Raw genomic sequence first — 22,321 nt, forward strand, 5'->3', positions numbered from 1 at the left:
ATGAATGGATTTGATTGGCGCGGGGCCGATCAGTGAAAACTGTAAACGGCTGCTATGATAACTGTTTTAGGGCCTGCCACGAAAAACACCTATGAACGACAACGCTTTTACCCACACCCAGGATCAGCTCAAACAGCTGGCGCGCGACGTGCTGGCGTTCGCCCGCGAGCAGGGCGCGACCGACGCCTCGGTCGAGATCAGCGAAGGGAGCGGTTTGTCGGTTTCTGTGCGTAAAGGCAATATCGAGACGATAGAGCAAAACAAGGACAAGGGCCTGGGCGTCACCGTCTACGTGGGCCAGCGCCGCGGCAATGCCAGCACCTCCGATTTCTCGACCTCCTCGCTCAAGGCGACCGTCGAGGCGGCGGCCAACATCGCCCGTTTCACCGCCGAGGACGATTGCGCCGGCCTGCCCGACGCCGATCTCCTCGAGCTCGCGCCGCGCGACCTGCGCCTGTTTTACCCGTGGCAGATCGGCACCGAAGAAGCGGTGGAGCTGGCCAAGCGCTGCGAAAACGCCGCCTTCGAGGTCGACAAGCGCATCACCAACAGCGAAGGCGCCAGCGTCTACGTCCAGCAATCGCATTTCGTCGGCGCCAACTCGCGCGGCTTCATCGGCGGTTATCCATTCTCGCGCCACACGATCTCGGTGGCGCCGATCGCCGGCAAGGGCAATCAGATGCAGCGCGACGACTGGTACACCTCGTCGCGCAATCCCAAGGAGCTGGCCAAGCCCGAGAAAGTGGGCCGCTACGCCGCCGAGCGCGCGCTGGCGCGCCTGAACGCGCGCAAGCTCAATACCCGCACCTGCCCGGTGCTGTTCGAGGCGCCGCTGGCCGCCGGTCTCCTGGGCGCCTTCGTGCAAGCCGTGTCGGGCGGCGCGCTGTACCGCAAGTCGACCTTCCTGCTCGATACCCTGGGCAAGCAGGTGTTCCCGTCGCACATCCAGATCGTCGAAGACCCGCACCTGATCGGCGCGGTCGGTTCGGCGCCGTTCGACGAAGAGGGCGTCAAGACCGTGCGCCGCAAGGTGATCGCCGACGGCGTGCTGCAGGGGTACTTCCTGTCCTCGTATTCGGCGCGCAAGCTGGGCATGCAAACCACCGGCAATGCCGGCGGCTCGCACAATCTCGAGATCGTCTCCAAGGACACCCGCCGCAGCGACGATTTCGAAGGCATGCTGCGCAAACTCGGCACGGGCCTGCTGGTCACCGAGCTGATGGGCCAGGGCGTCAACTACGTGACCGGCGACTATTCGCGCGGCGCGTCGGGCTACTGGGTCGAGAACGGCGTCATCCAGTATCCGGTCGAAGAAATCACCATCGCCGGCAATATGCGTGAGATGTTCCAGCAAATCGTTGCCGTCGGTAACGACACCCTCGTACGCGGCAACAAGACCACCGGCTCGATCCTGATCGAGAAGATGGTCGTGGCCGGCAACTGAAGAGGAGAGCGCCATGGGCCGATTCGTCCGCATCGACAAGGAAAGCAGCCCCAAGACGGTGCTGCTCAATCTCGACCTGGTGGCCACCGTCGAGCTGGCCCCGCAATCCGACCTGCTCAGTTCTAGCGGCGCGGACAGCCGCAAGGTGTATGCCACCTTCCTTGCGCCCGATAAAACCGCGATCGCGACCCTGCACTTCGACAGCAGCGCGGATGCGAACGCCTGGGTCAACACCCATCTGGGCGTCGCACTCTGAACGTGGCGCCGTGCGGGATTGTTGGTCGATACTGAACTGACAATCCTCTTTCGGTATCTTTATCCCTGCAGCGCAGGCCGGCAAGATGGGCCGGTCTTCCACCACGCGCAAGGACCAGCGATGCCAACGACAGCCCCCGAGACCAGTTCGCCGATGGCGCGCGAGCGCCTGCTGCTGCCCCAACTGGACGCCTTCTACCGGCGCGCCGAACCCATCCTCTACGCCCTGCTGCGCTTCGTGTTCGGCGTCGTCATGTTCACCCACGGCCTGCCCAAGGCGCTGGGCATCCCGCACGGCTCGATGGCCGATCCGATGGCCGGCTCGACCCGGCTGATCCAGGACGTGATGGGCTTGCCGTTCGCGCCGCAACTGGCCTTTCTCGTCATGCTGCTCGAGACGATCGGCGCGCTGATGCTGGCGCTGGGATGGTGGGCCAGGCCGGTCGCGCTGCTGATCGCCCTGCAGATGGCCGGCATCTGCTACGCGCTCGGCCCCACCTGGCCGTGGATCGACCGCGGCATCGAGTTTCCGTTCCTGATGGGCTTCCTGGCGCTGTATATCGGCGTGCGCGGCGGCGGGCGGTTTGCGCTGGATCGGCGCTTCGGCGTGGCGGTCTGACCCTGGCGTGCCAATAAAAAACGCCCCGGCATGCGGGGCGTCGTCGCGACAGCGGGGCGTGCTTACTTGATCGCGCGGATCGCGTTCAGCACCGGCTGCAGCACCGCCGCGCCCAGGCGCGCGCTGCGGGCGCCATCCCAGCCCACTTGCGGATCCGGATCGTTGGCGTTGTCCTTGAACGGCAGTTCCAGCGTGAGCGAGAGGCAGCCGAAGGCGTGGGTGATGTGCGGCGAACCCATGGTCAGGGTCTCTGCGGTGTACGGCGTGGCGCCGTAGCCGTGCACGTCCTGGAAGTCCGGGCTGGCGATCTTGAAGTCGGCGATGAAGCGGTCCTGCGCTTCGCCTTGCTCCTTGGTGAAGTTCGGCAGCGATTCGCTGCCGGCCACGAACACATAGGGCAGGCCTTCGTCGCCGTGCACGTCCAGGCACAGGTCGACGCCGGTTTCATGCATCTTCTGCAGCACCAGGAACACCTCGGGGCTGCGCTCCATGCTCGGATTGAGCCACTCGCGGTTCAGGTTTGCGCCGGCCGCATTGGTGCGCAGGTTGCCGCGCACCGAGCCGTCCGGGTTCATGTTCGGCACCACGTAGAACACCGACTCTTTCAGCAGCTGGCGCCCGAACGGGTGGGCCGGATCGAGCAGCGCGTCGAGCATGCCCTCGACGAACCATTCGGCCATCGTCTCGCCCGGGTGCTGGCGCGCGATCACCCACACCTTCTTCTTGCCGTCAAGCGGTTCGCCGATCACCAGCATGTTCAGGTCGCGGCCGTCGACGGTCGAGCCCAGGTCGAGCATGCGCACGTTTTCCGACATCTGGGCGCGGTCCAGCAGCTCCAGGTGGCGTTCCCACGAATACGGCTCGAAATAGGCGTAGTAGACGCTGTCCATGCCCGGGGTGTGCTCGATGGTGAGCACCTGGCCATCGAAGGTGGTCGGCACGCGGAACCAGTTCACGCGGTCGTAGCTCGCCATCGCCTGGTAGCCTTCCCAGCCGGCCGGATAGGCGGCCTTGCCGGCGTTGAGCAGGCGGATGGAGCAGGCTTCGCCCTGCGCGCCCTGCAGGCGGAAGTAGAACCACTGGATGATGTCGGCGTGCGAGTCCTTGCGGATGTTCAGGTCGATGGCGTTGGCGCTGGTGGCGTTCACGACCTCGATGGCGCCAGCGTCGAATTGGCTGCTGATCTTGATAGACATGGTGTTGTCCTGTGTTGGGAAAGGCGTCAAAGCGTCGATGATACCCGCTTTTGGACGTGTTCTTGTGCGCCGGGCCTCAGTCCCGCAATCCGCCGAAGCGGCCGTAATAGGCGGCGTCGGCATCAAGCGTCGCCGCGTCTTCCTTGCGCAGCATCGCCAGCACGTGCTCCTCGGCGCGCGCGTGGCACAGGCGGTAGATCTCGCGCGCCAGCGCATAGGCGTCGGCACCTGGCCACGGCTGCGGCAGCAGGGCCAGCGGCAGCATCGGGTCGTGCAGCTGCACGCGGCGGTAGGCGTGGATCAGCAGGGTGCGGATCGCGAACGCATGCTCGGGCGTCACGTCGTCCTTGCCCAGCATGTCGGGCAGCGGCGCGAAGCGGTCGATGAAGCCGCGATAGGCGCCCACCACCGCATCCAGGTTCCAGCAGTCGCCCACCAGCTCGGGCAGCGGACGCGCGTCCATGCCGGGCAGCTCGTCGACCTGGCACACGAACACCTTGTCGGTGGCGTCCGCGCGCGCCAGGATCTCGCGCAGCGTGTCGCGCTCGGGCGCCGGATGCGCCATCACCCCCGTCGCCAGCATCGCGAAACCCTCCCACTCGAGTTCCTTGCGCAGCAGGGTGCGCAGCTCGCTGTCGATGCTGCCGCTCTTGCCATGCGGCGCCAGCACGAAGGTCCAGCGCCCGTCCCAGTCCAGGCCCGGCGCCGAATAGATGCGGCGGTTGGCGCGTTCGAAGCGCGGCAGCGCCTTCGGCTCGATCGCATAGCGGCTGCGCCGGCCTTCGCGGCTGGCCGTCAGCCAGCCTTCCTGCACCAGGCGGAACACGCTGGTGCGCACCAGCCGGTCGCCGACGCCCAGCGGGCCCACCAGCTCGATCATGCTGCCCAGCCAGAAGGCGCCGCCGTGCGGGGCGATCGTGTCCCCGCACACGGTCACCACCAGCGACTTGTGGCGCGGCGGATCGAGGGCCAGGTCGTGGGCGATCCACTCAGTGCTGGACAGTCGTTTCATGATTCCGGTCAATTTTTGGTGCTGCGATATGATTCAAAATTATTGTGTACATCAAGTTTTTTGTATCGTATTATGATTTGGACGGGTTTGCAATTGTAGAGAACCACGGGGGAAGCTATGTACGCACAGATGGTGGAGACCGGCCTCAAGAAAGTCCGCACAGAACAGGACATGAGCGCCGAAGAACAGGCGTTCCAGGCGCGCATCGACGCCGGGATCAAGATCGAACCGAAGGACTGGATGCCGGAAGCGTACCGCAAGACGCTGATCCGCCAGATTTCGCAGCACGCGCATTCCGAGATTGTCGGCCAGCTCCCGGAAGGCAACTGGGTGACGCGCGCGCCGACCCTGCAGCGCAAGTCGGTCCTGCTGGCCAAGATCCAGGACGAGGCCGGCCACGGCCTGTACCTGTACAGCGCCGCCGAGACGCTGGGCGTCTCGCGCGACGAGCTGCTGCAGGCCCTGCATGCCGGCAAGGCCAAGTACTCGAGCATCTTCAACTATCCGACCCTGAGCTGGGCCGACATGGGCGCGATCGGCTGGCTGGTGGACGGCTCGGCCATCATCAACCAGATCCCGCTGTGCCGCTGCTCGTATGGGCCGTATGCGCGCGCCATGGTCCGCGTCTGCAAGGAAGAATCCTTCCACGCGCGCCAGGGCTACGACATCATGATGGCGCTGGCCAGGGGCACGCCGGAGCAGAAGGCGATGGCCCAGGATGCGCTCAACCGCTGGTGGTGGCCGTCCTTGATGATGTTCGGTCCGTCGGACGCCGAATCGGTCAACAGCGCGCAATCGACGGCCTGGCGCATCAAGCTGTTCTCGAACGACGAGCTGCGCCAGCGCATGGTCGACCAGACCGTGCCGCAAGCCGAATACCTGGGCCTGACGATTCCCGATCCCGACCTCAAATGGAACGCCGAACGCGGCTCCTACGATTTCGGCGAGATCGACTGGTCCGAGTTCCATAACGTCCTGAAGGGCAACGGCCCGTGCAACCGCGAGCGTCTGCGCACGCGCGTGAAAGCCTGGGACGACGGCGAATGGTTCCGCGACGCCCTGGTCGCCCACGCCGACAAGCAAGCCGCCAAAAAAACCGCAGCATAAAAACAGCCGGAATCAGTGGGGTGGACGGCTCCGCCGTCCACGCGTTCGACCGACGCCCGCACACCGCAATAACGGAGACAACAATGAGCAAAGAATGGCCCCTGTGGGAAGTCTTCATCCGCAGCCAGCACGGCCTCGCCCACAAGCACGTCGGCAGCCTGCACGCCCCTGACGCCGAAATGGCGATCAACAACGCCCGCGACGTCTACACCCGCCGCAACGAAGGCGTCTCGATCTGGGTGGCGCGCGCCGCCGACATCGTCGCCAGCAGCCCTTCCGACAAGGAAGCGCTGTTCGAGCCGGCCAACAGCAAGGTCTATCGCCACCCGACCTTCTTCCCGATGCCGGAAGAAGTCAAGAACCTGTGAGCCCTGTGGAGACCAATGCGATGGACGCCAAATTCCAGTACCTGCTGCGCCAGGGCGACAACGCCCTGATCCTGTCGCAGCAGCTGTGCCAGCTGGTCGGCAAGGGCCCCGCGCTCGAAGAAGACATGGCGCTGTCCAACGTCGCCCTTGACCTGCTGGGCCAGACCCGCATGTGGCTGACGTATGCGGGCGAACTCGAAGGCAGGGGCCGCGACGAAGACCGGCTGGCTTTTCTCCGCGACGCCATCGAGTACCGCAACTGCCTGCTGGTCGAGCAGCCCAATGGCAGTTACGCCGACACCCTGACGCGCCAATTCTTGTTCGACACCTGGCACTACTTCCTGATGGACGGCTTGACCCGCTCGAGCGACGAGCGCGTCCGCGAAATCGCCGCCAAGTCGATCAAGGAAGTCACCTACCACCTGCGCCGCAGCGGCGACCTGGTGGTGCGCCTGGGCGACGGCACCGACAAGAGCCACGCCATGATGCAGACCGCGCTCGACGAGCTGTGGATGTACAGCGGCGAGATGTTCCTCTACGACGAGATCGACAACGCGATGGTGGAGCAGGGCGTGGCCCCATCGGTGGAATCGCTGCGCAAGCAGTCGCTTGACCACATGGCCGACATCTTTAACGAGGCCACCCTGACGATGCCGTCGCCGGACGCCTGGATGCAGCGCGGCGGCAAGCAGGGCCGCCACAGCGAACGCCTCGGCTTCATCCTGGCCGAGATGCAGTTCCTGCAGCGCGCCTATCCCGGAGCGGCCTGGTAATGACCGCGCTCGACGTCTCGGTCGAACAGGTGTGGGAATGGCTCGGCGAGGTTGCCGATCCGGAGATCCCGGTCATCTCGGTGGTCGACCTCGGCATCGTGCGCGCCGTACGCCTGGAGGGCGAGGCATGCGTGGTCACGATCACGCCGACCTATTCCGGCTGCCCGGCGATGGGGGTGATCGCCGATTCGGTCAGCGCAGCCTTGAACGCACATGGCATCGAGGATGTCCGCATCGAGAGCCGCCTGTCGCCCGCCTGGACCACCGACTGGATGAGCGCTGCCGGCAAGGCGGCATTGAAAGGCTACGGCATCGCGCCGCCGGTGCAGCAGGCGATCGACATCAGCGGCCTGCACGCCGGCATCCGCCGCCGCGCCGCGCCCGACGTCGCCTGCCCGCATTGCGGCTCGCCCCACACCCAACTGACCAGCGAGTTCGGCTCGACCCCGTGCAAGGCGCTGTACAAGTGCCTCGACTGCCGCGAGCCGTTCGACTACTTCAAATGCCACTGAGTTGTCCAATGAGGCCAGCATGAGCAAGTTCTATCCACTGACCGTGTCGAAGGTGAAGCACGAGACGCGCGACGCCATCGCCGTCACCTTCGACGTCCCGCCCGAGCTGAAGGACACCTTCGCCTACCGCCAGGGCCAGTACCTGACCCTGCGCACCACCATCGATGGCGAAGACGTGCGCCGCTCGTACTCGATCTGCTCGGCCGTGCAGGACGCGCAGTTGCGGGTGGCGATCAAGCGCTGCAGCGGCGGGTTGTTCTCGGGCTGGGCCAATGAAAGCCTGCAGCCCGGCGCCACGCTGGATGTGATGCCGCCGAGCGGCAACTTCAACGTGCCGCTCGACGCGGCCAGCAGCCGCCACTACCTGGCCTTCGCCGCCGGCAGCGGCATCACGCCGATCCTGTCGATCGTGAAAACGACCCTGCAGGCCGAACCCGGGAGCCGCTTCACCATCGTCTATGGCAACCGCGCCTCGTCGAGCGTGATCTTCCGGGATGAATTGACCGACCTGAAAGACCAGTACATGGGCCGCCTGCGCCTGGTGTACGTGATGAGCCGCGAGCAGCAGGATATCGAGCTGTTCAACGGCCGCATCACCGAAGACAAGTGCAGCCAGTTCCTGCGTCACTGGATCGACATCAAGGACATCGACGTCGCCTTCATCTGCGGCCCGGAAGACATGATGCACGGCGTCTCGCGCGCGCTGCAGGGAGCGGGTCTGCCGAAGGAACAGATCCGGATCGAACTGTTCGCCGCCAGCGCGCCGGCGCGCGAGCGCAAGCCGCGCGCCGCGCAAGCAGAGGCACGAAACCTGACCGAAGTGACCGTGATCATGGACGGCAACGCCGCCAGCTTCACAATGGACAAGGACAGGGAATCGCTGCTGGACGCCGGCCTGCGCGCCGGGCTGGACATGCGCTACTCGTGCAAGGGCGGCGTGTGCTCGACCTGCCGCTGCAAGGTGCTCGATGGCGAGGTCGAGATGGACGTGAACTACGCGCTCGAAGACTACGAAGTGGCGCGCGGCTTCGTGTTGAGCTGTCAGAGCTTCCCGGTCACCGACAAGGTCGTCGTCGACTTCGACATCCACGAATGAGCATCGAGACGTCATGAAACCAATAACGGAGACAGACATGACTTACGAATCCATACAGTTCAAGATCGAGAACGGCATCGCGCTCCTGACGCTGAGCCGGCCCGACCGCCTGAACAGCTTCACCCAGGCCATGCACCTCGAAGTGCGCGATGCGCTGCAACGCGTGCAGGCCGACAGATCGGTCCGCGTGCTGGTCCTGACCGGCGCCGGCCGCGGCTTCTGCGCCGGCCAGGACCTGTCCGACCGCGCCGTCGACCCGGGCGCGCCCAGCGTCGACCTGGGCGAATCGGTCGAAAAATTCTATGCCCCGCTGGTGCTCACGCTGAAGAACCTGCCGATGCCGGTCATCTGCGCCGTCAACGGCGTGGCCGCCGGCGCCGGCGCCAACCTGGCGCTGGCCTGCGACATCGTGCTGGCCGCCAAATCGGCCAGCTTCATCGAGGCCTTCAGCAAACTGGGCCTGATCCCGGACACCGGCGGCACCTGGCACCTGCCGCGCCTGATCGGCCATGCCCGCGCCATGGGCCTGGCCATGCTGGGCGAAAAGCTCAGCGCCGAGAAGGCCGAAGAGTGGGGCCTGATCTGGCGCTGCGTGCCCGACGAAGCCCTGATGATTGAAGCGATGGCGATGGCCGAGCACTTCGCCGCCGCGCCAACAAAAGGGCTGGCCTTCACCAAGAAAGCCTTCCAGGCCAGCCAAGCCAACTCGCTCGAAGACCAGTTGCAGCTCGAGGCCGGCATGATGCGCGAACTCGGCTACAGCCACGATTACCGCGAAGGCGTCGCCGCCTTCATGGCCAAGCGCACGCCGCATTTCAAGGGAGAGTGAACATGCACGCCATCCCTCCAGGCAGCACGGTCGCGGTGATCGGCAGCGGCGCCATGGGCGCCGGCATCGCCCAGGTGGCGGCCACCGCCGGCCACCAGGTCCTGCTGTTCGATACCCGGCCTGACGCCGCCGACAAGGCCATCCTCGAGATCGGCAAGACCTATGCGAAGCTGGTCGAGAAGGGCCGCATGGGCGCGGTCGAATCCGACCTGGCGCGCGAACGCCTCAAGCGCATCGCGTCACTGCAGGAAGCCGCCGGCGCCGTCCTCGTGATCGAGGCCATCGTCGAGAACCTGGACGCCAAGCGCGCCCTGTTCGCCGAGCTGGAAGGCGTCGTCGGCCGGCACTGCATCCTGGCCACCAATACCTCGTCGATCTCGGTCACGGCGATCGGCGCGCAACTGCAGCATCCCGAACGCCTGGTCGGCATGCATTTCTTTAACCCGGTGCCGCTGATGGCGCTGGTCGAAGTCATCAGCGGCCTGGCGACCAGCCGCGACGTCGCGAACGTCGTCCACGCCGTTGCGGAAAGCTGGGGCAAGAGCCCGGTGCACGCCAAGTCGACGCCCGGCTTCATCGTCAACCGTGTCGCCCGGCCGTATTACGCCGAAGCCCTGCGCCTGCTGCTCGAGCAAGCCGCCGACGTGGCGACGCTGGACGCCGTGATGCGCGACTGCGGCGGATTCCGCATGGGGCCCTTCGAGCTGATGGACCTGATCGGCCACGACGTCAACTTCTCGGTCACCAACTCGGTGTTCGCCGCCTATTACAACGACCCGCGCTTCACGCCCTCGATCCTGCAGCAGGAACTCGTCAGCGCCGGCTTCCTGGGCCGCAAGACGGGGCGCGGCTTCTACCGCTATGGCGACGATGTCCCGAAGCCGGCGCCGCAGACCGAGGCGGCGGGCAGCAAGCCGTCGGCGGTGCGCTACGCCGGTGCGCGAGGTGCGGTCGATGCGGTCGCCGGTCGCCTGCGCGGCGCCGGCCTGGAACCGGTCGCCATCGAAGCGGCGCCGGGCCTGTATTGCGAAGGCGCCGCGATCTACCTGACCGACGGCCGCAGCGCCACCGAGCGCGCCGAGGCCGACGGCCACCGCGACACGATCCTGTTCGACCTGCTGCTCGACCCGGCGGGCGCCACCCGCATCGCGCTGGCGCGCGCCGACCAGTGCGGCGACGCCGCCTGGCAAGCCGCGGCCGGGCTGTTCCAGGCCGCCGGTTTCGCGGTGACGCGGCTGGACGACGTGCCCGGCATGGCCGTGATGCGCACCGTGGCGATGCTGGCCAACGAGGCGGCCGACGCCGTCAACCAGGGCGTGTGCAGCGCCCGCGCGGTCGACATCGCGATGCAGAAGGGCGTGAACTACCCACGCGGCCCGCTGACCTGGGCCGACACGATCGGCCTGCGCCAGGTCGTCACCGTGCTGGCCAACCTGGCCGCCACCTATGGCGAAGACCGCTACCGCGTGTCGCCGCTGCTGCGCCGCAAGCTGGCTGCCGATCCGCAGGGAGCGCGTTTCCATGCACAGTAGCGCACAAGGACTGGCCGAACTGGCCGGCCGCACGATGTACGAACGCGATCCGGCCAGCCAGGGCCTGGGCATGCAGCTGCTCGAGATCCGCCCCGGCTATGCGCGCATGTCGATGAAGGTGCGCGACGACATGCTCAACGGCCACGCCACCTGCCACGGCGGCTACATCTTCATGCTGGCCGACAGCGCCTTCGCCTTCGCCTGCAACTCGCACAACTTCAATACCGTCGGCGCCGGCTGCACCATCGACTACCTCGCGCCCGGCCGTCCCGGCGACGTGCTGGTGGCCGAGGCGGTGGAGCAGGCGCTGCAGGGCAAGACCGGCGTCTACGACGTCGCCGTGACGGACCAGGACGGGCGCACGATCGCGCTGTTCCGGGGCAAGTCGCACCGCGTCGCCGGCACCCTGGTGCCGCTGGACGCGTGAATCAACACGTATAAAGGAGATCGAGATGGTCCAACGCATTCCGCTTGATGGCGAGCTGGAACCGATCGAACGCGCCAGCCGCGACGAGCTGCAGGCGCTCCAGCTGCAGCGCCTGCAGTGGACGCTCAAGCACGCCTACGAGAACGTGCCGCACTACCGCGCCGCCTTCGACGAAGCCGGCGTGCACCCGAGCGACCTGAAGACGCTGGCCGACCTGGCCAAATTCCCGTTCACCGAGAAAAAGACGCTGCGCGACAACTACCCGTTCGGCCTGTTCGCCGTGCCGCGCGAGCAGGTGGTGCGCGTGCACGCTTCGTCGGGCACCACCGGCAAGCCGACCGTGGTCGGCTACACGCAGAACGACATCGACACCTGGGCCAGCGTCGTGGCGCGCTCGATCCGCGCCGCCGGCGGGCGCAAGGGCGACCTGGTGCACATCTCCTACGGCTATGGCCTGTTCACGGGCGGCCTGGGCGCCCACTATGGCGCCGAGCGCCTGGGCTGCACCGTGATCCCGATGTCGGGCGGCCAGACCGAGAAGCAGGTGCAGCTGATCTGCGACTTCAAGCCATCGATCATCATGGTCACGCCCTCGTACATGCTCAATATCGTCGAGGAGTTCGCGCGCCAGGGCATCGACCCTGCCACCTCGTCGCTGAAGGTCGGCATCTTCGGCGCCGAGCCGTGGACCGACGCGATGCGGCGCGAGATCGAGGCGCGCGCCGGCATCGATGCGGTCGACATCTATGGCCTGTCCGAAGTGATGGGGCCGGGCGTGGCCAGCGAATGCATCGAGAGCAAGGACGGCCCCGTGATCTGGGAAGACCATTTTTATCCCGAGATCATCGACCCCGACACCGGCGAAGTGCTGCCGGACGGCGCAGAGGGAGAACTGGTATTCACCTCGCTCACCAAGGAAGCGCTGCCCATCATCCGCTACCGCACGCGCGACCTGACCCGTTTGCTGGCGCCGACGTCGCGCGCGATGCGCCGCATGGGCCGCATCAGCGGCCGTTCGGACGATATGCTGATCATCCGCGGCGTGAACGTGTTCCCGAGCCAGATCGAAGAATTGATTCTCAAGATGCCTGCGCTGGCGCCGCAGTACCAACTGGTGGTGGCGCGCGACGGCCATCTCGATACGCTCGAGGTGCTTGGTGAGCTGCGTGATGCCAGCCTGCCTTCGGACAGTGTCGACGCGCTGTGCCGCGACCTCCAGCACTGCATCAAGACCTATGTCGGCGTGACCACCCGCGTGACCCTGCTGCCGCCGCAAGGCATCGAGCGCACCCTGACCGGCAAGGCCCGGCGCGTTGTCGACCGCCGTCCAAAACCATAACTGGAGATTCTCATGATCGACGCCTTCATCGTTGACGCCGTCCGCACCCCCTTCGGCCGCTACGGCGGCGCCTTGTCCAGCATCCGCGCCGACGATCTTGGCGCGCTGCCGATCGCGGCGCTGATGGCGCGCAACAAGGATGTCGACTGGACGGCGGTCGACGACCTGTTCTATGGCTGCGCCAACCAGGCCGGCGAAGACAACCGCAACGTCGGCCGCATGGCCGCGCTGCTGGCCGGCTTGCCGCAAGACGTGCCGGCCAACACCATCAACCGCCTGTGCGGCTCGGGCATGGACGCCGTCGGCACCGCCGCGCGCGCCATCAAGGCCGGCGAGGCGCAACTCGTAATCGCCGGCGGTGTCGAAAGCATGACCCGCGCGCCGTTCGTGATGGGCAAGGCCGATAGCGCATTCTCGCGCGCGGCCAAAATCGAGGATACGACCCTGGGCTGGCGCTTCGTCAATCCGGCCATGAAGGCGAAGTACGGCATCGATTCGATGCCCGATACCGCCGAGAACGTGGCGCGCGAGTTCGGCATCGCCCGCGCCGACCAGGATGCGTTCGCGCTGCGCAGCCAACAGCGCTGGGCGCGCGCGAACGAAGAGGGATTCTTCAGAGACGAGATCGTGCCGGTGACCGTTCATGGCAAGAAAGGTGAGTCTCGTGTAGTGGATACCGACGAGCAGCCGCGCCCCGACACCAGCATCGAAGCGCTGGCCAAATTGAAGGGCGTGGTGACGCCGGACGGCTCGGTCAGCGCCGGCAATGCCTCGAGCCTGAACGACGGCGCCTGCGCGCTGCTGCTGGCGTCGAGCGAAGCCGCCGGCCGCCACGGCTTGACCCCGCGCGCGCGCGTGGTCGGCATGGCCACCGCTGGCCTGGCGCCGCGCATCATGGGTTATGGACCGACGCCGGCAGTGAAGAAGCTGCTGGCCCAGACCGGCCTCTCGCTCGACCAGATGGACGTGATCGAGCTGAACGAAGCCTTCGCCGCCCAGGGCCTGGCCGTCACGCGCGCCCTCGGCCTGGCGGACGACGACATTCGCGTCAACCCGAACGGCGGCGCGATCGCCATCGGCCATCCGCTAGGCGCCTCCGGTGCGCGCCTGGTGATGACGGCCGTGAACCAGTTGCACCGCACGGGTGGCCGCTACGCCCTGTGCACGATGTGCATCGGCGTCGGCCAGGGCATCGCCCTGATCGTGGAGCGGGTGTAATCGATGGTAAAAGTGTACGAAATCGACGGCGTGCGTCCGGTCGTGCATCCGAGCGCCTACGTCCACCCGTCGGCGGTATTGATCGGCGACGTGATCGTCGGCCCGCGTTGCTATATCGGGCCGCTGGCCTCGCTGCGCGGCGACTTCGGCCGCCTGATCCTGGAAGAGGGCGCCAACCTGCAGGATACTTGCGTGATGCATGGTTTCCCGAGCGAAGACACCGTCGTCGAGGTCGACGGCCATATCGGCCACGGCGCCGTGCTGCACGGCTGCCGCGTCAAGCGCAACGCGATGGTCGGCATGAACGCCGTCGTGATGGACAAGGCTGTCGTCGGCGAAGAATCGATCGTGGCCGCGATGAGTTTCGTGAAGGCAGGCATGGTGATTCCGCCACGCTCGATGGTGATGGGCACACCGGCCAAGGTGATGCGCGAACTCACGGACGAAGACGTGCAATGGAAGAGCTTCGGCACCCGCCAGTACCACGAATTGGCCGTGCGCTCGCTGCAGACCATGCGTGAGGTCGAGGCGGATACCGAAGTGGAGCCGGACAGACAACGCATCGCATTCGACGCTGACGGCATGCACAAGCCGAGAGTCTGAAGAGATAAACGAGGAGACAGAACATGGGTGACATCCCGACACTACAAAGCCTGATCGCCGGCCGCTGGCACGGCCAGGAAGCGCACACCGCGCTGCACAGCGCCCTCGACGACGCGCTGATCTATCACACGCATGCGGAGAAGATCGATTTCGACGAGGCGCTCACATTCGCGCGCAAGACGGGCAACAAGAGCCTGATGCGTCTCGACTTCCAGAAGCGGGCGCAATGCCTGAAGGCGCTGGCGCTCTACCTCATGGAGCGCAAGGAAGAACTGTATGACATCTCGCACCTGACCGGCGCCACACGCCAGGACAGCTGGGTCGACGTCGAAGGCGGCATCGGCACCCTGTTCGCCTATGCCAGCATGGGCTCGCGCGAGCTGCCGTCGTCGAACGTGTTGCACGAAGGCCCGGCCATGGCGCTGGGCAAGCGCGGCGGCTTCGCCGGCACCCACATCCTGGTCCCGCGCGGCGGCGTGGCGGTGCACATCAATGCCTTCAATTTTCCGATCTGGGGCCTGCTCGAAAAATTCGCGCCGAGCTTCCTGGCGGCCATGCCCTGCATCGCCAAGCCGGCCACCGCCACCAGCTACCTGACCCACGCCATGGTCAGGATGATGATGGAGTCGACGCTGCTGCCCGATGGCGCGCTGCAGCTCGTGATCGGCAGCACCGGCGACCTGCTCGATCGCCTGCAGGGCTTCGACGCCGTCACCTTCACCGGCTCGGCCGACACCGCCGCCAAGCTGCGTTCGAACCAGAACCTGATCCGCGCATCGGTGCCGTTCACGGCCGAAGCCGACTCGCTCAACTGCGCGATCCTCGCGCCGGACGTCACGCCCGACGACCCCGAATTCGACCTGTTCGTGAAGGAAGTGGCGCGCGAAATGACCGGCAAGGCCGGCCAGAAGTGCACCGCGATCCGGCGCGTGATCGTGCCGGAGGCGCTGGTCGATGCGGTCGGCGCACGCCTGCGCGAACGCCTGGCGAAGATCACGGTCGGCAACCCAAAAGTGGAGGGCGTGCGCATGGGCGCCCTGGCCTCGAAAGACCAGCACCACGACGTGAGCGAGCGGGTCGAGCTGCTCGCGCGCGGCAACGAGGTGCTGTTCAGCGCGCGCGACGGCTTCAATCCGGTTGGCGACAACGTCGCCGGCGGCGCCTTCTTCGCGCCCACCTTGCTGCTGTGCCGCAACGCCATGGACAACGACGCCGTGCACGACGTGGAAGCCTTCGGCCCGGTCAGCACCCTGATGACTTACCGCGACATCGACGAAGCGCTGGAGCTGGCCGCGCGCGGCAAGGGCAGCCTGGTGACGACGCTCGCCACCAAGGACCCGGCAATCGCGGCGCATGCGGTGCCGGTTGTCGCGGCCTCGCATGGCCGCGTGCTGATCCTGGACCGTGAAGCCGCGGTGGACAGCACCGGCCACGGCTCGCCGCTGCCGCAACTGAAGCACGGCGGTCCGGGCCGCGCCGGTGGCGGCGAGGAGCTGGGCGGCATCCGCGCCGTCAAGCACTTCCTGCAGCGCGCGGCGGTGCAGGGTTCGCCGACCATGCTGGGAGCGGTCACTGGCGAGTACGTGCGCGGTGGCGCCGTCAAGGAAAGCGAGATCCATCCGTTCCGCCGCTACTTCGAAGACCTGGAGATGGGCCACTCTCTCTTGACGCACCGCCGCACGGTGAGCGAAGCCGACATCGTCAATTTCGGCGGCGTCTCGGGCGACTACTTCTACATGCACTTCGACGAGATCGCGGCCAAGGACACGCAGTTTGGCCAGCGCATCGCGCACGGCTACTTCGTGCTGTCGGCGGCGGCCGGCCTGTTCGTGTCGCCGGCGCCGGGCCCGGTGCTGGCCAACTACGGCCTGGACAACCTGCGCTTCGTGGCGCCGGTGGCGATCGGCGACACCATCCGCGCGCGCCTGACCTGCAAGCGCAAGGTCGACCGCAACCGCGCGGACGAGCAGGGCAGGGGACAGGGCGTGGTGGCGTGGGACGTGCAGGTGACGAACCAGCGCGACGAGCTGGTGGCGAGCTACGATATCCTGACGCTGGTACTGAAGCGCGCCTGAGCGCGCGCCTTATTCATTCAGGGCAGCCGAAAGGACGTGCGATGTCGAGACTCGATCTGAACAGTATTCCGGTGTTGAGCGGCACCGGCTATCCGGCGCCATTTCATGAGGCGGTGGACGGCCGCACGCGCCAGGCGCTGGGCGATGCAGGCGGCCTGACGCAATTCGGCGTCAACCTGGTCGAGCTGCAGCCTGGCGCCGCATCGTCGCAGCGCCACTGGCACTCGCACGAGGACGAATTCGTCACGGTCATCTCGGGGGAACTCGTGCTCGTCACGGATGAGGGAGAGACCGTGATGCGCGCGGGCGACCACGCTGCTTTCCCGGCCGGGCGTCCCGATGGCCACCAGTTGGTCAACCGCAGCTGGGGACCGGGCGTGTTTCTCGTGATCGGGTCGCGCAACAAGGCCGACGTGGTGACCTATGCGGACATCGACATGCGCTATGAGCAGGCGTCGAACGCTTATCTGCACAAGGACGGGACGCCTTATCCGAAACGGGACGCCTAGCGTCCGGCTTCAGTCCAGCTTGCGCGCGTAACGGTCGCGCACATGCTGGCTGATGTAGGTCGACAGGCCTTGACCTTCGCGCGCCAGTTCGCGCATCCGCGCGATATGGTCGGCGCCGGTGCTGCCCACGTCGTACAGGTAGCGGTCGCCGCCCGTGAATTTCACCGTGATCGAGTCGGTCCCGAGTTCATAGGCGACGACGCCGGAATGGCCGCTTCGGTTGGCGTAGCGCTGCATGATCCAATTTCCACAATGCGGTAGTTCCCGTTATGGAAACACGTCCTGCATCATGCAGGAGCACGATTCAGGAGCGCGTGCGCTGCAGGCGCAGCAGGCCTTCCGGCGTGCGGATGGCGCGCAGGTCGTCGTAATCCGGCACGCCGGTGACCTTCGTCTCGAGCGGCTGGTGATGGGTGGCGGTGACGACGATGCTGTCCATCCCGGCCGCCTCGGCCGATTGCAGGCCTGCCAGCGTATCCTCGAACACCAGGCAGTCCTGCGGGCGCATGCCCAGCTTCTCGGCGCCTAGCAGGAAGGGATCCGGCGCCGGCTTGCCGCGCTGGACGTCTTCGGCGGCCACCATCACCGGCGGCGTCGGCAGCCCGGCCGCGGCGATGCGCGCCTCGGCCAGCGCGCGCGGGGCCGACGTGACGATGGCCCAGCGGTCGGCCGGCAGGGTGGCGAGGAAAGCCGCCACGCCGGCGATCGCCTCGATGCCCTCGACGTCCTCGATCTCGGCCAGCGTGATGCGCTGCGCCTCGGCTTCCGCATCGATATCGGGCAGGCCGGCGCCGCGCACCGTGTCGATGCTGCGCTTGCCGTGGATGGTCGGCAGGAAGACGTCGACGTCCAGGCCGTGGCTGCGCGCCCAGGCGGCCCAGACGCGCTCGGCGGCGATGATCGAAGTGAGGATGGTGCCGTCCATGTCGAACAGGAAGGCGGCGTAGTCGCGTGCGGGCAGGGCGGTCATTGAGTCGTCAATCGATAGTGGAAATGAAAAGCGGGCCGGCACGCGAAGAGCGCCGGCCCGCCGGAAAGGCGAGAGCTTACTCTGCCAGCTGCTGGCGCACGCGCACGATCGCCGCGCGCACCTGGTTCGGCGCGGTGCCGCCCACGTGGTCGCGCGCCGCCACCGAACCCTCGAGGGTCAGCACCTCGAACACGTCCTGCTCGATCAACGGCGAGAAGCCCTGCAGCGTCTCGAGCGACATCTCGGACAGGTCACAGCCCGCCTGGTCGCAGGCGCGCACGGCATGCGCTACGGCTTCGTGGGCGTCGCGGAACGGCAGGCCTTTCTTGACCAGGTAGTCGGCCAGGTCGGTCGCGGTGGCGTAGCCCTGCAGCGCCGCCGAGCGCATATTGTCGGCCTTGACCGTGATGCCCGACGCCATGTCGGTGAAGATGCGCAGCGTATCAAGGACGGTGTCGATGGTGTCGAACAGCGGCTCCTTGTCTTCCTGGTTGTCCTTGTTGTAGGCCAGCGGCTGGCCTTTCATCAGGGTCAACAGGCCGGTCAGGTGACCGTAGACGCGGCCGGTCTTGCCGCGCGCCAGTTCCGGCACGTCCGGGTTCTTCTTTTGCGGCATGATCGACGAGCCGGTGCAGAAGCGGTCGGCGATGTCGATGAAGCCGATGCCCGGGCTGATCCACATCACCAGCTCTTCCGAGAAGCGCGAGACGTGCATCATCAGGATCGAGGCCGCGGCGGTGAATTCGATGGCGAAGTCGCGGTCGGACACGGCGTCCAGCGAGTTGTGGCAGACGTCGTCGAAGCCCAGCGTTTTGGCCACGCGCAGGCGGTCGATCGGGAAGGTGGTGCCGGCCAGGGCGGCGGCGCCCAGCGGCAGGCGGTTGACGCGGCGGCGCGCATCCTGCATGCGCTCGGCGTCGCGGCCGAACATCTCGACATAGGCCAGCATGTGGTGGCCGAAGGTGATCGGCTGCGCCACCTGCAGGTGGGTGAAGCCCGGCATGATGGTGTCGGCGTGGCGTTCGGCCAGGTCGGTCAGGGCGCCGCGCAGGCCGTTCAGCAGGGCCAGGATGTCGTCGATGGCGGCGCGCACGTACAGGCGGATGTCGGTCGCGACCTGGTCGTTGCGCGAGCGGCCGGTGTGCAGGCGCTTGCCGGCGTCGCCGACCAGTTCGGTCAGGCGCTTCTCGATGTTCAGGTGCACGTCTTCCAGGTCGAGCAGCCATTCGAAGCTGCCGGCCTCGATCTCGGACCGGATCTGGGCCATGCCGCGTTCGATCTCGGCACGGTCGTGTTCGCTGATGATGCCCTGGGCCGCCAGCATCTCGGCGTGCGCCAGCGAACCCTGGATGTCGTATTGCGCCAGGCGCTTGTCGAAGAACACGGACGCGGTGTAGCGCTTGACGAGATCGGAGACGGGTTCGGAGAAGCGGGCCGACCAGGCTTCGGCTTTTTTGGAGAATTGTTCGGTCATGGTGGAATTCCGGTTGGGGATTCGAAGATTATAAACCGCGTCGCCGCTACGTCTTCCGGAGGGCAGATTACCTGGAGAAAGCTAGCGAAAAAAAGCCCGCTGCAGAGCGCAATCGAAACCGATCCGGGGGCCAAACGGCGCTAGAATGGTTTTTTTGCCAGCTTTGCAAGCCCAATGATTACGAACGATTCCAGCTTCCAGGTCAGTACCGACCAGTCCCGGCTCGATATCCCGATGATCTACCGCTTCCTCAGTGAGCAGTCGACCTGGGCCGTGGGCATTTCCCGTCCGATCGTCGAGCGCGCCATCGAGAATTCGCTGTGCTTCGGCGGCTACCTCGACGGCCGCCAGATCGCGTTCGCGCGCGTGATCACCGACTACGCCACCTTTGCCAACCTGGTGGACGTGTTCGTCGTGCCCGAGTACCGCGGGAACGGCTACGGCAAGCAACTGATCGGCGTGGTGCTGCGCCACCCCAGCCTGCAGAAACTGCGCCGCTTCACCCTTGCCACCACCGACTCGCACGAGCTTTACGCGCGCTTCGGCTTTACCCCACCGTTGCGTCCAGAGACATTGATGGAGCGGTATTTTCCCAACATCTATTTGTCCTGAGCGGACTCAACATGGCGACGTGAATCTGGAATCAGGCTTACGCTGATGGCTCATCAGAGGAAGTCTTATGCTCCAGATCGTCGTCCATGCCATTCTCGCGTTGGCATTGCTGGCGAGCAGTGCCAGCCATGCCGCCGACGCGGAACCCACGCCACCGAAAGGTTCGCTCGTCATCATCGGCGGCGCCCTGCGCGCCGATAATGATGCCGTGTGGGAACGTATCGTCGAACTCGCGGGTGGCAAAGGCGCACGCGTCGCCGTGTTCGCCTCCGCCTCGGCGAGCCCTGAACGGGCCGGCAATTATCTCGTCGAGCGCCTGAACCGCTATGGCGCCGACGCCTTCTTCGTCCCGGTCGCCGAGCGCCTGGACGGCGCCGACGGCCGCGCCGCGGCCGACGATCCCAAGCTGGCCGAAGCCGTGCGCACGGCCGGCGGCGCGTACTTCTCGGGCGGCGACCAGGGACGCATCACGGGCGTCTTGCGCCGGGCCGACGGCAGCAACACGCGGGTGCTCGACGCCCTGTGGGACATGTACCGGCGCGGCGGCGTGATCGCCGGCTCGAGCGCCGGCGCCGCCATCATGAGCAGCACCATGTTCGGCCACCCACGCTCGATCCTGTCCACCCTCCAGCATGGCGTCGACGACGGCCGCCAGATCACACGCGGCCTGGGCTTCATCGGCGACGACGTCTTCATCGACCAGCACCTGCTGGTGCGCGGGCGCTTCGCGCGCATGCTGCCGGCCATGCTGGCCAAGGGCTACAAGATCGGCCTGGGGATCGACGAGAACACGGCGATGGTGGTCAATGCCAGGCGCGACGTCGAGGTGATCGGCTACCGCGGCGCGCTGCTGGTCGACCTGAGCGAGGCCGCCACCCGCGACGGCAGCTTCAATCTCGCCAACGGGCGCCTCAGTTACCTCGACAATGGCGACCGCTTCAACCTGGCCACCAAGACCTTCATGCCGGCGCCCGAGAAGGCGCATGGCAAGGTCGACGCCAAGAAACCTTACTGGCGCGGCCCGCTGTTCTCGGCCGACATCCTCGGCAACGGCACGGTGGTCGACCTGATGGCCAAGCTGATCGACAGCGACCAGGTCGACGCGATCGGCCTGTCGCTGGACAGCCCGAACGCCGAGCGGCCCGACCTGGGCTTCGAGTTCAAGCTCAGTCGCGTGAACGAGAGCGTGGGTTACCAGTCGGCGTTCAGCGAAGCGTATTCGGTGTATAACGTGCGGCTCGATATTCGGCCGATCGTGGTGCAAAGACCCTTGTACCAATACCGGTAGTCGCCACGATAATCAGTCGCAGCGCCACCGCAGGCGCTCGGCCAGCACCTGTTTCTGCGCGTCGATCAGCGGCACATTCGGGTCGTGGCCGGCGCGCGGCGCCTCGACCAGCGACTTGTCCGGCGCGCTGATCGACTCGAACCAGCGCCGCGTGACCTGCGGCTCGGTCAGCAGGTCTTCCTTGCCCTGCACCAGGTGCACGGGCAACTCGAAGCGCGGGCCGAGGCGATACAGGTCGGTGGTCGACTCCATGCCGTCGCCCTTCCAGCCGACGTACTTCAGGAACGAATAATCCTCGCCGGCCGTGTAGTCGGCCAGCGCCTGCGGCGTCGCGTAGCGCGGCAGCACCTCGTACCAGGCGCGCGGTGTCGGATCGGTCACCTGCGCCTCGTACTTGCGCACGGCTCGGCGCACGACGCCGAAGTTGCGCGGATTGGTCCATGGCGGCGGCCCGAGCGCTTCGAGCTGGGTGACGGTTGCCGTGTCGCCGGCGGCGCGCGCACGCTCGAGCACCGAGCCCCAGGTGGTCATGTTCGCGCGATGGCCGACCAGCTGGGCCACGCCAACGTAGGCGCAGAACAGCGCCGGACTTTGCTTCGCCATGTGCACGCCGACCATCGACCCCCACGAGCTGCCCAGCAGGATCACCTTGCGCTTGCCGAAGCGCTGCGCCAGGTAGCGCGCCACCTCGATGCCGTCGTCGCGGATCTGCTCGACGCTCAACGGCACATCCTCGTCGGGGCGATGGCGGCTCCAGGTCATGCCGCTGCCGCGCTGGTCCCACTGTGCCAGCGTGACGTGCTTGCGCCACGGCGCATAGGGGCCGGCGCCGTAACGCGAGGTCGGGTTGCCCGGGCCGCCGTGCACGTACAGCAGCACCGGATTGGCGCAGTCCTCGCCGCTGACCGTGACCCATTGCTCGATGCCGCCGATCGTCACGAAGCCGCTTTCGTCGACGGGTTGGCCGGGCTTGCAGGCGGGAGCGGCGTGGGCGACCGAGGCCGCGAAGAGTGGGGCGAGGAGGATGGCGCGCAGGCGGGGCATGGACATACCGATTGGCAGA

Annotated in this window: 24 protein-coding genes; 18 read left to right on the top strand and 6 right to left on the bottom strand. The window is 66.5% G+C overall.

The window, feature by feature from the left end; translation table 11 throughout:
• The first annotated feature begins 91 nt into the window (after nucleotides 1–91).
• From pmbA to LO55_RS09915, 3 genes are all read left to right on the top strand, one after another.
• The gene (gene pmbA, locus LO55_RS09905; protein WP_071361327.1) at nucleotides 92–1,444 is read left to right on the top strand and encodes a metalloprotease PmbA; all 1,353 of its coding nucleotides are present in this window, start codon (nucleotides 92–94) and stop codon (nucleotides 1,442–1,444) included.
• 13 nt (nucleotides 1,445–1,457) lie between these two features.
• On the top strand, nucleotides 1,458–1,700 hold the full coding sequence (locus LO55_RS09910; RefSeq protein WP_071361328.1) for a hypothetical protein: 243 nt from the start codon (nucleotides 1,458–1,460) through the stop codon (nucleotides 1,698–1,700).
• A 120-nt stretch (nucleotides 1,701–1,820) separates the two neighbouring features.
• Entirely contained in the window at nucleotides 1,821–2,318 is a 498-nt protein-coding gene (locus LO55_RS09915) for a DoxX family protein (protein ID WP_083415285.1), read from the top strand.
• 62 nt (nucleotides 2,319–2,380) lie between these two features.
• On the opposite strand, the gene LO55_RS09920 is transcribed toward LO55_RS09915, so the two are convergent.
• Entirely contained in the window at nucleotides 2,381–3,514 is a 1,134-nt protein-coding gene (locus LO55_RS09920; protein ID WP_071361330.1) for a M14 family metallopeptidase, read from the bottom strand.
• Nucleotides 3,515–3,590: 76 nt separating this feature from the next.
• The gene (paaX, locus tag LO55_RS09925; protein ID WP_071361331.1) at nucleotides 3,591–4,526 is read right to left on the bottom strand and encodes a phenylacetic acid degradation operon negative regulatory protein PaaX; all 936 of its coding nucleotides are present in this window, start codon (nucleotides 4,524–4,526) and stop codon (nucleotides 3,591–3,593) included.
• A 117-nt stretch (nucleotides 4,527–4,643) separates the two neighbouring features.
• Here paaX and paaA point away from each other — a divergent pair, with 117 nt between their 5' ends.
• The 13 genes from paaA (at nucleotide 4,644) to LO55_RS09990 (ending at nucleotide 16,914) form a co-directional block, all read left to right on the top strand.
• Nucleotides 4,644–5,633: a 1,2-phenylacetyl-CoA epoxidase subunit PaaA gene (gene paaA, locus LO55_RS09930; RefSeq protein ID WP_071361332.1), complete on the top strand. Its 990-nt coding sequence runs from the start codon at nucleotides 4,644–4,646 to the stop codon at nucleotides 5,631–5,633.
• Nucleotides 5,634–5,716: 83 nt separating this feature from the next.
• Nucleotides 5,717–6,001, top strand: coding sequence for a 1,2-phenylacetyl-CoA epoxidase subunit PaaB (gene paaB, locus LO55_RS09935; protein ID WP_071361333.1), 285 nt, complete (start codon nucleotides 5,717–5,719; stop codon nucleotides 5,999–6,001).
• A gap of 20 nt (nucleotides 6,002–6,021) precedes the next feature.
• Nucleotides 6,022–6,774, top strand: coding sequence for a 1,2-phenylacetyl-CoA epoxidase subunit PaaC (gene paaC / locus LO55_RS09940; protein WP_071363748.1), 753 nt, complete (start codon nucleotides 6,022–6,024; stop codon nucleotides 6,772–6,774).
• The gene (paaD, locus tag LO55_RS09945) at nucleotides 6,774–7,286 is read left to right on the top strand and encodes a 1,2-phenylacetyl-CoA epoxidase subunit PaaD (protein ID WP_071361334.1); all 513 of its coding nucleotides are present in this window, start codon (nucleotides 6,774–6,776) and stop codon (nucleotides 7,284–7,286) included. The genes paaC and paaD overlap by 1 nt, the downstream gene beginning before the upstream one ends.
• A gap of 19 nt (nucleotides 7,287–7,305) precedes the next feature.
• A complete protein-coding gene (gene paaE, locus LO55_RS09950) occupies nucleotides 7,306–8,382 on the top strand; it encodes a 1,2-phenylacetyl-CoA epoxidase subunit PaaE (RefSeq protein ID WP_071361335.1) in 1,077 nt (358 codons plus the stop codon).
• A gap of 37 nt (nucleotides 8,383–8,419) precedes the next feature.
• Nucleotides 8,420–9,211 (top strand): 2-(1,2-epoxy-1,2-dihydrophenyl)acetyl-CoA isomerase PaaG, encoded by a 792-nt coding sequence (paaG, locus tag LO55_RS09955; RefSeq protein WP_071361336.1) that lies wholly within the window; start codon nucleotides 8,420–8,422, stop codon nucleotides 9,209–9,211.
• A 2-nt stretch (nucleotides 9,212–9,213) separates the two neighbouring features.
• Nucleotides 9,214–10,743 (top strand): 3-hydroxyacyl-CoA dehydrogenase PaaH, encoded by a 1,530-nt coding sequence (paaH, locus tag LO55_RS09960; RefSeq protein ID WP_071361337.1) that lies wholly within the window; start codon nucleotides 9,214–9,216, stop codon nucleotides 10,741–10,743.
• A complete protein-coding gene (gene paaI / locus LO55_RS09965; protein WP_071361338.1) occupies nucleotides 10,733–11,170 on the top strand; it encodes a hydroxyphenylacetyl-CoA thioesterase PaaI in 438 nt (145 codons plus the stop codon). The genes paaH and paaI overlap by 11 nt, the downstream gene beginning before the upstream one ends.
• 25 nt (nucleotides 11,171–11,195) lie before the next feature.
• Nucleotides 11,196–12,509: a phenylacetate--CoA ligase PaaK gene (gene paaK / locus LO55_RS09970; RefSeq protein WP_071361339.1), complete on the top strand. Its 1,314-nt coding sequence runs from the start codon at nucleotides 11,196–11,198 to the stop codon at nucleotides 12,507–12,509.
• A gap of 12 nt (nucleotides 12,510–12,521) precedes the next feature.
• Nucleotides 12,522–13,727, top strand: a complete 1,206-nt coding sequence (pcaF, locus tag LO55_RS09975; RefSeq protein ID WP_071361340.1) for a 3-oxoadipyl-CoA thiolase — start codon at nucleotides 12,522–12,524, stop codon at nucleotides 13,725–13,727.
• Between the two features lie 3 nt (nucleotides 13,728–13,730).
• Complete coding sequence (gene paaY, locus LO55_RS09980) at nucleotides 13,731–14,330, top strand: phenylacetic acid degradation protein PaaY (RefSeq protein WP_071361341.1); 600 nt, start codon at nucleotides 13,731–13,733, stop codon at nucleotides 14,328–14,330.
• A 23-nt stretch (nucleotides 14,331–14,353) separates the two neighbouring features.
• Nucleotides 14,354–16,405, top strand: coding sequence for a phenylacetic acid degradation bifunctional protein PaaZ (gene paaZ, locus LO55_RS09985; protein WP_071361342.1), 2,052 nt, complete (start codon nucleotides 14,354–14,356; stop codon nucleotides 16,403–16,405).
• A gap of 41 nt (nucleotides 16,406–16,446) precedes the next feature.
• The gene (locus LO55_RS09990; protein ID WP_071361343.1) at nucleotides 16,447–16,914 is read left to right on the top strand and encodes a cupin domain-containing protein; all 468 of its coding nucleotides are present in this window, start codon (nucleotides 16,447–16,449) and stop codon (nucleotides 16,912–16,914) included.
• Between the two features lie 9 nt (nucleotides 16,915–16,923).
• Here the strand turns inward: LO55_RS09990 and LO55_RS09995 are convergent, their stop codons facing one another.
• From LO55_RS09995 to argH, 3 genes are all read right to left on the bottom strand, one after another.
• Nucleotides 16,924–17,151, bottom strand: coding sequence for a hypothetical protein (locus tag LO55_RS09995; RefSeq protein WP_071361344.1), 228 nt, complete (start codon nucleotides 17,149–17,151; stop codon nucleotides 16,924–16,926).
• A 67-nt stretch (nucleotides 17,152–17,218) separates the two neighbouring features.
• A complete protein-coding gene (locus LO55_RS10000; RefSeq protein ID WP_071361345.1) occupies nucleotides 17,219–17,884 on the bottom strand; it encodes an HAD-IA family hydrolase in 666 nt (221 codons plus the stop codon).
• Nucleotides 17,885–17,960: 76 nt separating this feature from the next.
• Nucleotides 17,961–19,358 carry an argininosuccinate lyase gene (argH, locus tag LO55_RS10005; protein ID WP_071361346.1) on the bottom strand — a complete coding sequence of 466 codons (1,398 nt, stop codon included), beginning with the start codon at nucleotides 19,356–19,358 and terminating at the stop codon, nucleotides 17,961–17,963.
• A gap of 174 nt (nucleotides 19,359–19,532) precedes the next feature.
• Here argH and LO55_RS10010 point away from each other — a divergent pair, with 174 nt between their 5' ends.
• Together LO55_RS10010 and LO55_RS10015 are read left to right on the top strand one after the other, a co-directional pair.
• Nucleotides 19,533–19,970: a GNAT family N-acetyltransferase gene (locus LO55_RS10010; RefSeq protein ID WP_071361347.1), complete on the top strand. Its 438-nt coding sequence runs from the start codon at nucleotides 19,533–19,535 to the stop codon at nucleotides 19,968–19,970.
• A 67-nt stretch (nucleotides 19,971–20,037) separates the two neighbouring features.
• Nucleotides 20,038–21,258, top strand: a complete 1,221-nt coding sequence (locus tag LO55_RS10015) for a cyanophycinase (RefSeq protein ID WP_071361348.1) — start codon at nucleotides 20,038–20,040, stop codon at nucleotides 21,256–21,258.
• A gap of 12 nt (nucleotides 21,259–21,270) precedes the next feature.
• On the opposite strand, the gene LO55_RS10020 is transcribed toward LO55_RS10015, so the two are convergent.
• Entirely contained in the window at nucleotides 21,271–22,308 is a 1,038-nt protein-coding gene (locus LO55_RS10020) for an alpha/beta fold hydrolase (RefSeq protein WP_218145975.1), read from the bottom strand.
• Between the last annotated feature and the right edge of the window lie 13 nt (nucleotides 22,309–22,321).

It is taken from the genome of Massilia timonae, assembly GCF_001866515.1.
Classification (GTDB): domain Bacteria; phylum Pseudomonadota; class Gammaproteobacteria; order Burkholderiales; family Burkholderiaceae_D; genus Telluria; species Telluria timonae.

Coding starts and splice junctions, on each gene's coding strand:
- paaC (WP_071363748.1), top strand. CDS start 6,022: ATGGACGCCAAATTCCAGTACCTGCTGCGCCAGGGCGACAACGCCCTG.
- paaA (WP_071361332.1), top strand. CDS start 4,644: ATGTACGCACAGATGGTGGAGACCGGCCTCAAGAAAGTCCGCACAGAA.
- paaK (WP_071361339.1), top strand. CDS start 11,196: ATGGTCCAACGCATTCCGCTTGATGGCGAGCTGGAACCGATCGAACGC.
- paaZ (WP_071361342.1), top strand. CDS start 14,354: ATGGGTGACATCCCGACACTACAAAGCCTGATCGCCGGCCGCTGGCAC.
- pcaF (WP_071361340.1), top strand. CDS start 12,522: ATGATCGACGCCTTCATCGTTGACGCCGTCCGCACCCCCTTCGGCCGC.
- paaE (WP_071361335.1), top strand. CDS start 7,306: ATGAGCAAGTTCTATCCACTGACCGTGTCGAAGGTGAAGCACGAGACG.
- paaD (WP_071361334.1), top strand. CDS start 6,774: ATGACCGCGCTCGACGTCTCGGTCGAACAGGTGTGGGAATGGCTCGGC.
- LO55_RS10010 (WP_071361347.1), top strand. CDS start 19,533: ATGATTACGAACGATTCCAGCTTCCAGGTCAGTACCGACCAGTCCCGG.
- pmbA (WP_071361327.1), top strand. CDS start 92: ATGAACGACAACGCTTTTACCCACACCCAGGATCAGCTCAAACAGCTG.
- LO55_RS10000 (WP_071361345.1), bottom strand. CDS start 17,884: ATGACCGCCCTGCCCGCACGCGACTACGCCGCCTTCCTGTTCGACATG.
- LO55_RS10015 (WP_071361348.1), top strand. CDS start 20,038: ATGCTCCAGATCGTCGTCCATGCCATTCTCGCGTTGGCATTGCTGGCG.
- LO55_RS09990 (WP_071361343.1), top strand. CDS start 16,447: ATGTCGAGACTCGATCTGAACAGTATTCCGGTGTTGAGCGGCACCGGC.
- argH (WP_071361346.1), bottom strand. CDS start 19,358: ATGACCGAACAATTCTCCAAAAAAGCCGAAGCCTGGTCGGCCCGCTTC.
- paaB (WP_071361333.1), top strand. CDS start 5,717: ATGAGCAAAGAATGGCCCCTGTGGGAAGTCTTCATCCGCAGCCAGCAC.
- LO55_RS09920 (WP_071361330.1), bottom strand. CDS start 3,514: ATGTCTATCAAGATCAGCAGCCAATTCGACGCTGGCGCCATCGAGGTC.
- LO55_RS09995 (WP_071361344.1), bottom strand. CDS start 17,151: ATGCAGCGCTACGCCAACCGAAGCGGCCATTCCGGCGTCGTCGCCTAT.
- paaH (WP_071361337.1), top strand. CDS start 9,214: ATGCACGCCATCCCTCCAGGCAGCACGGTCGCGGTGATCGGCAGCGGC.
- paaX (WP_071361331.1), bottom strand. CDS start 4,526: ATGAAACGACTGTCCAGCACTGAGTGGATCGCCCACGACCTGGCCCTC.
- LO55_RS09915 (WP_083415285.1), top strand. CDS start 1,821: ATGCCAACGACAGCCCCCGAGACCAGTTCGCCGATGGCGCGCGAGCGC.
- LO55_RS10020 (WP_218145975.1), bottom strand. CDS start 22,308: ATGTCCATGCCCCGCCTGCGCGCCATCCTCCTCGCCCCACTCTTCGCG.
- paaG (WP_071361336.1), top strand. CDS start 8,420: ATGACTTACGAATCCATACAGTTCAAGATCGAGAACGGCATCGCGCTC.
- paaI (WP_071361338.1), top strand. CDS start 10,733: ATGCACAGTAGCGCACAAGGACTGGCCGAACTGGCCGGCCGCACGATG.
- paaY (WP_071361341.1), top strand. CDS start 13,731: ATGGTAAAAGTGTACGAAATCGACGGCGTGCGTCCGGTCGTGCATCCG.
- LO55_RS09910 (WP_071361328.1), top strand. CDS start 1,458: ATGGGCCGATTCGTCCGCATCGACAAGGAAAGCAGCCCCAAGACGGTG.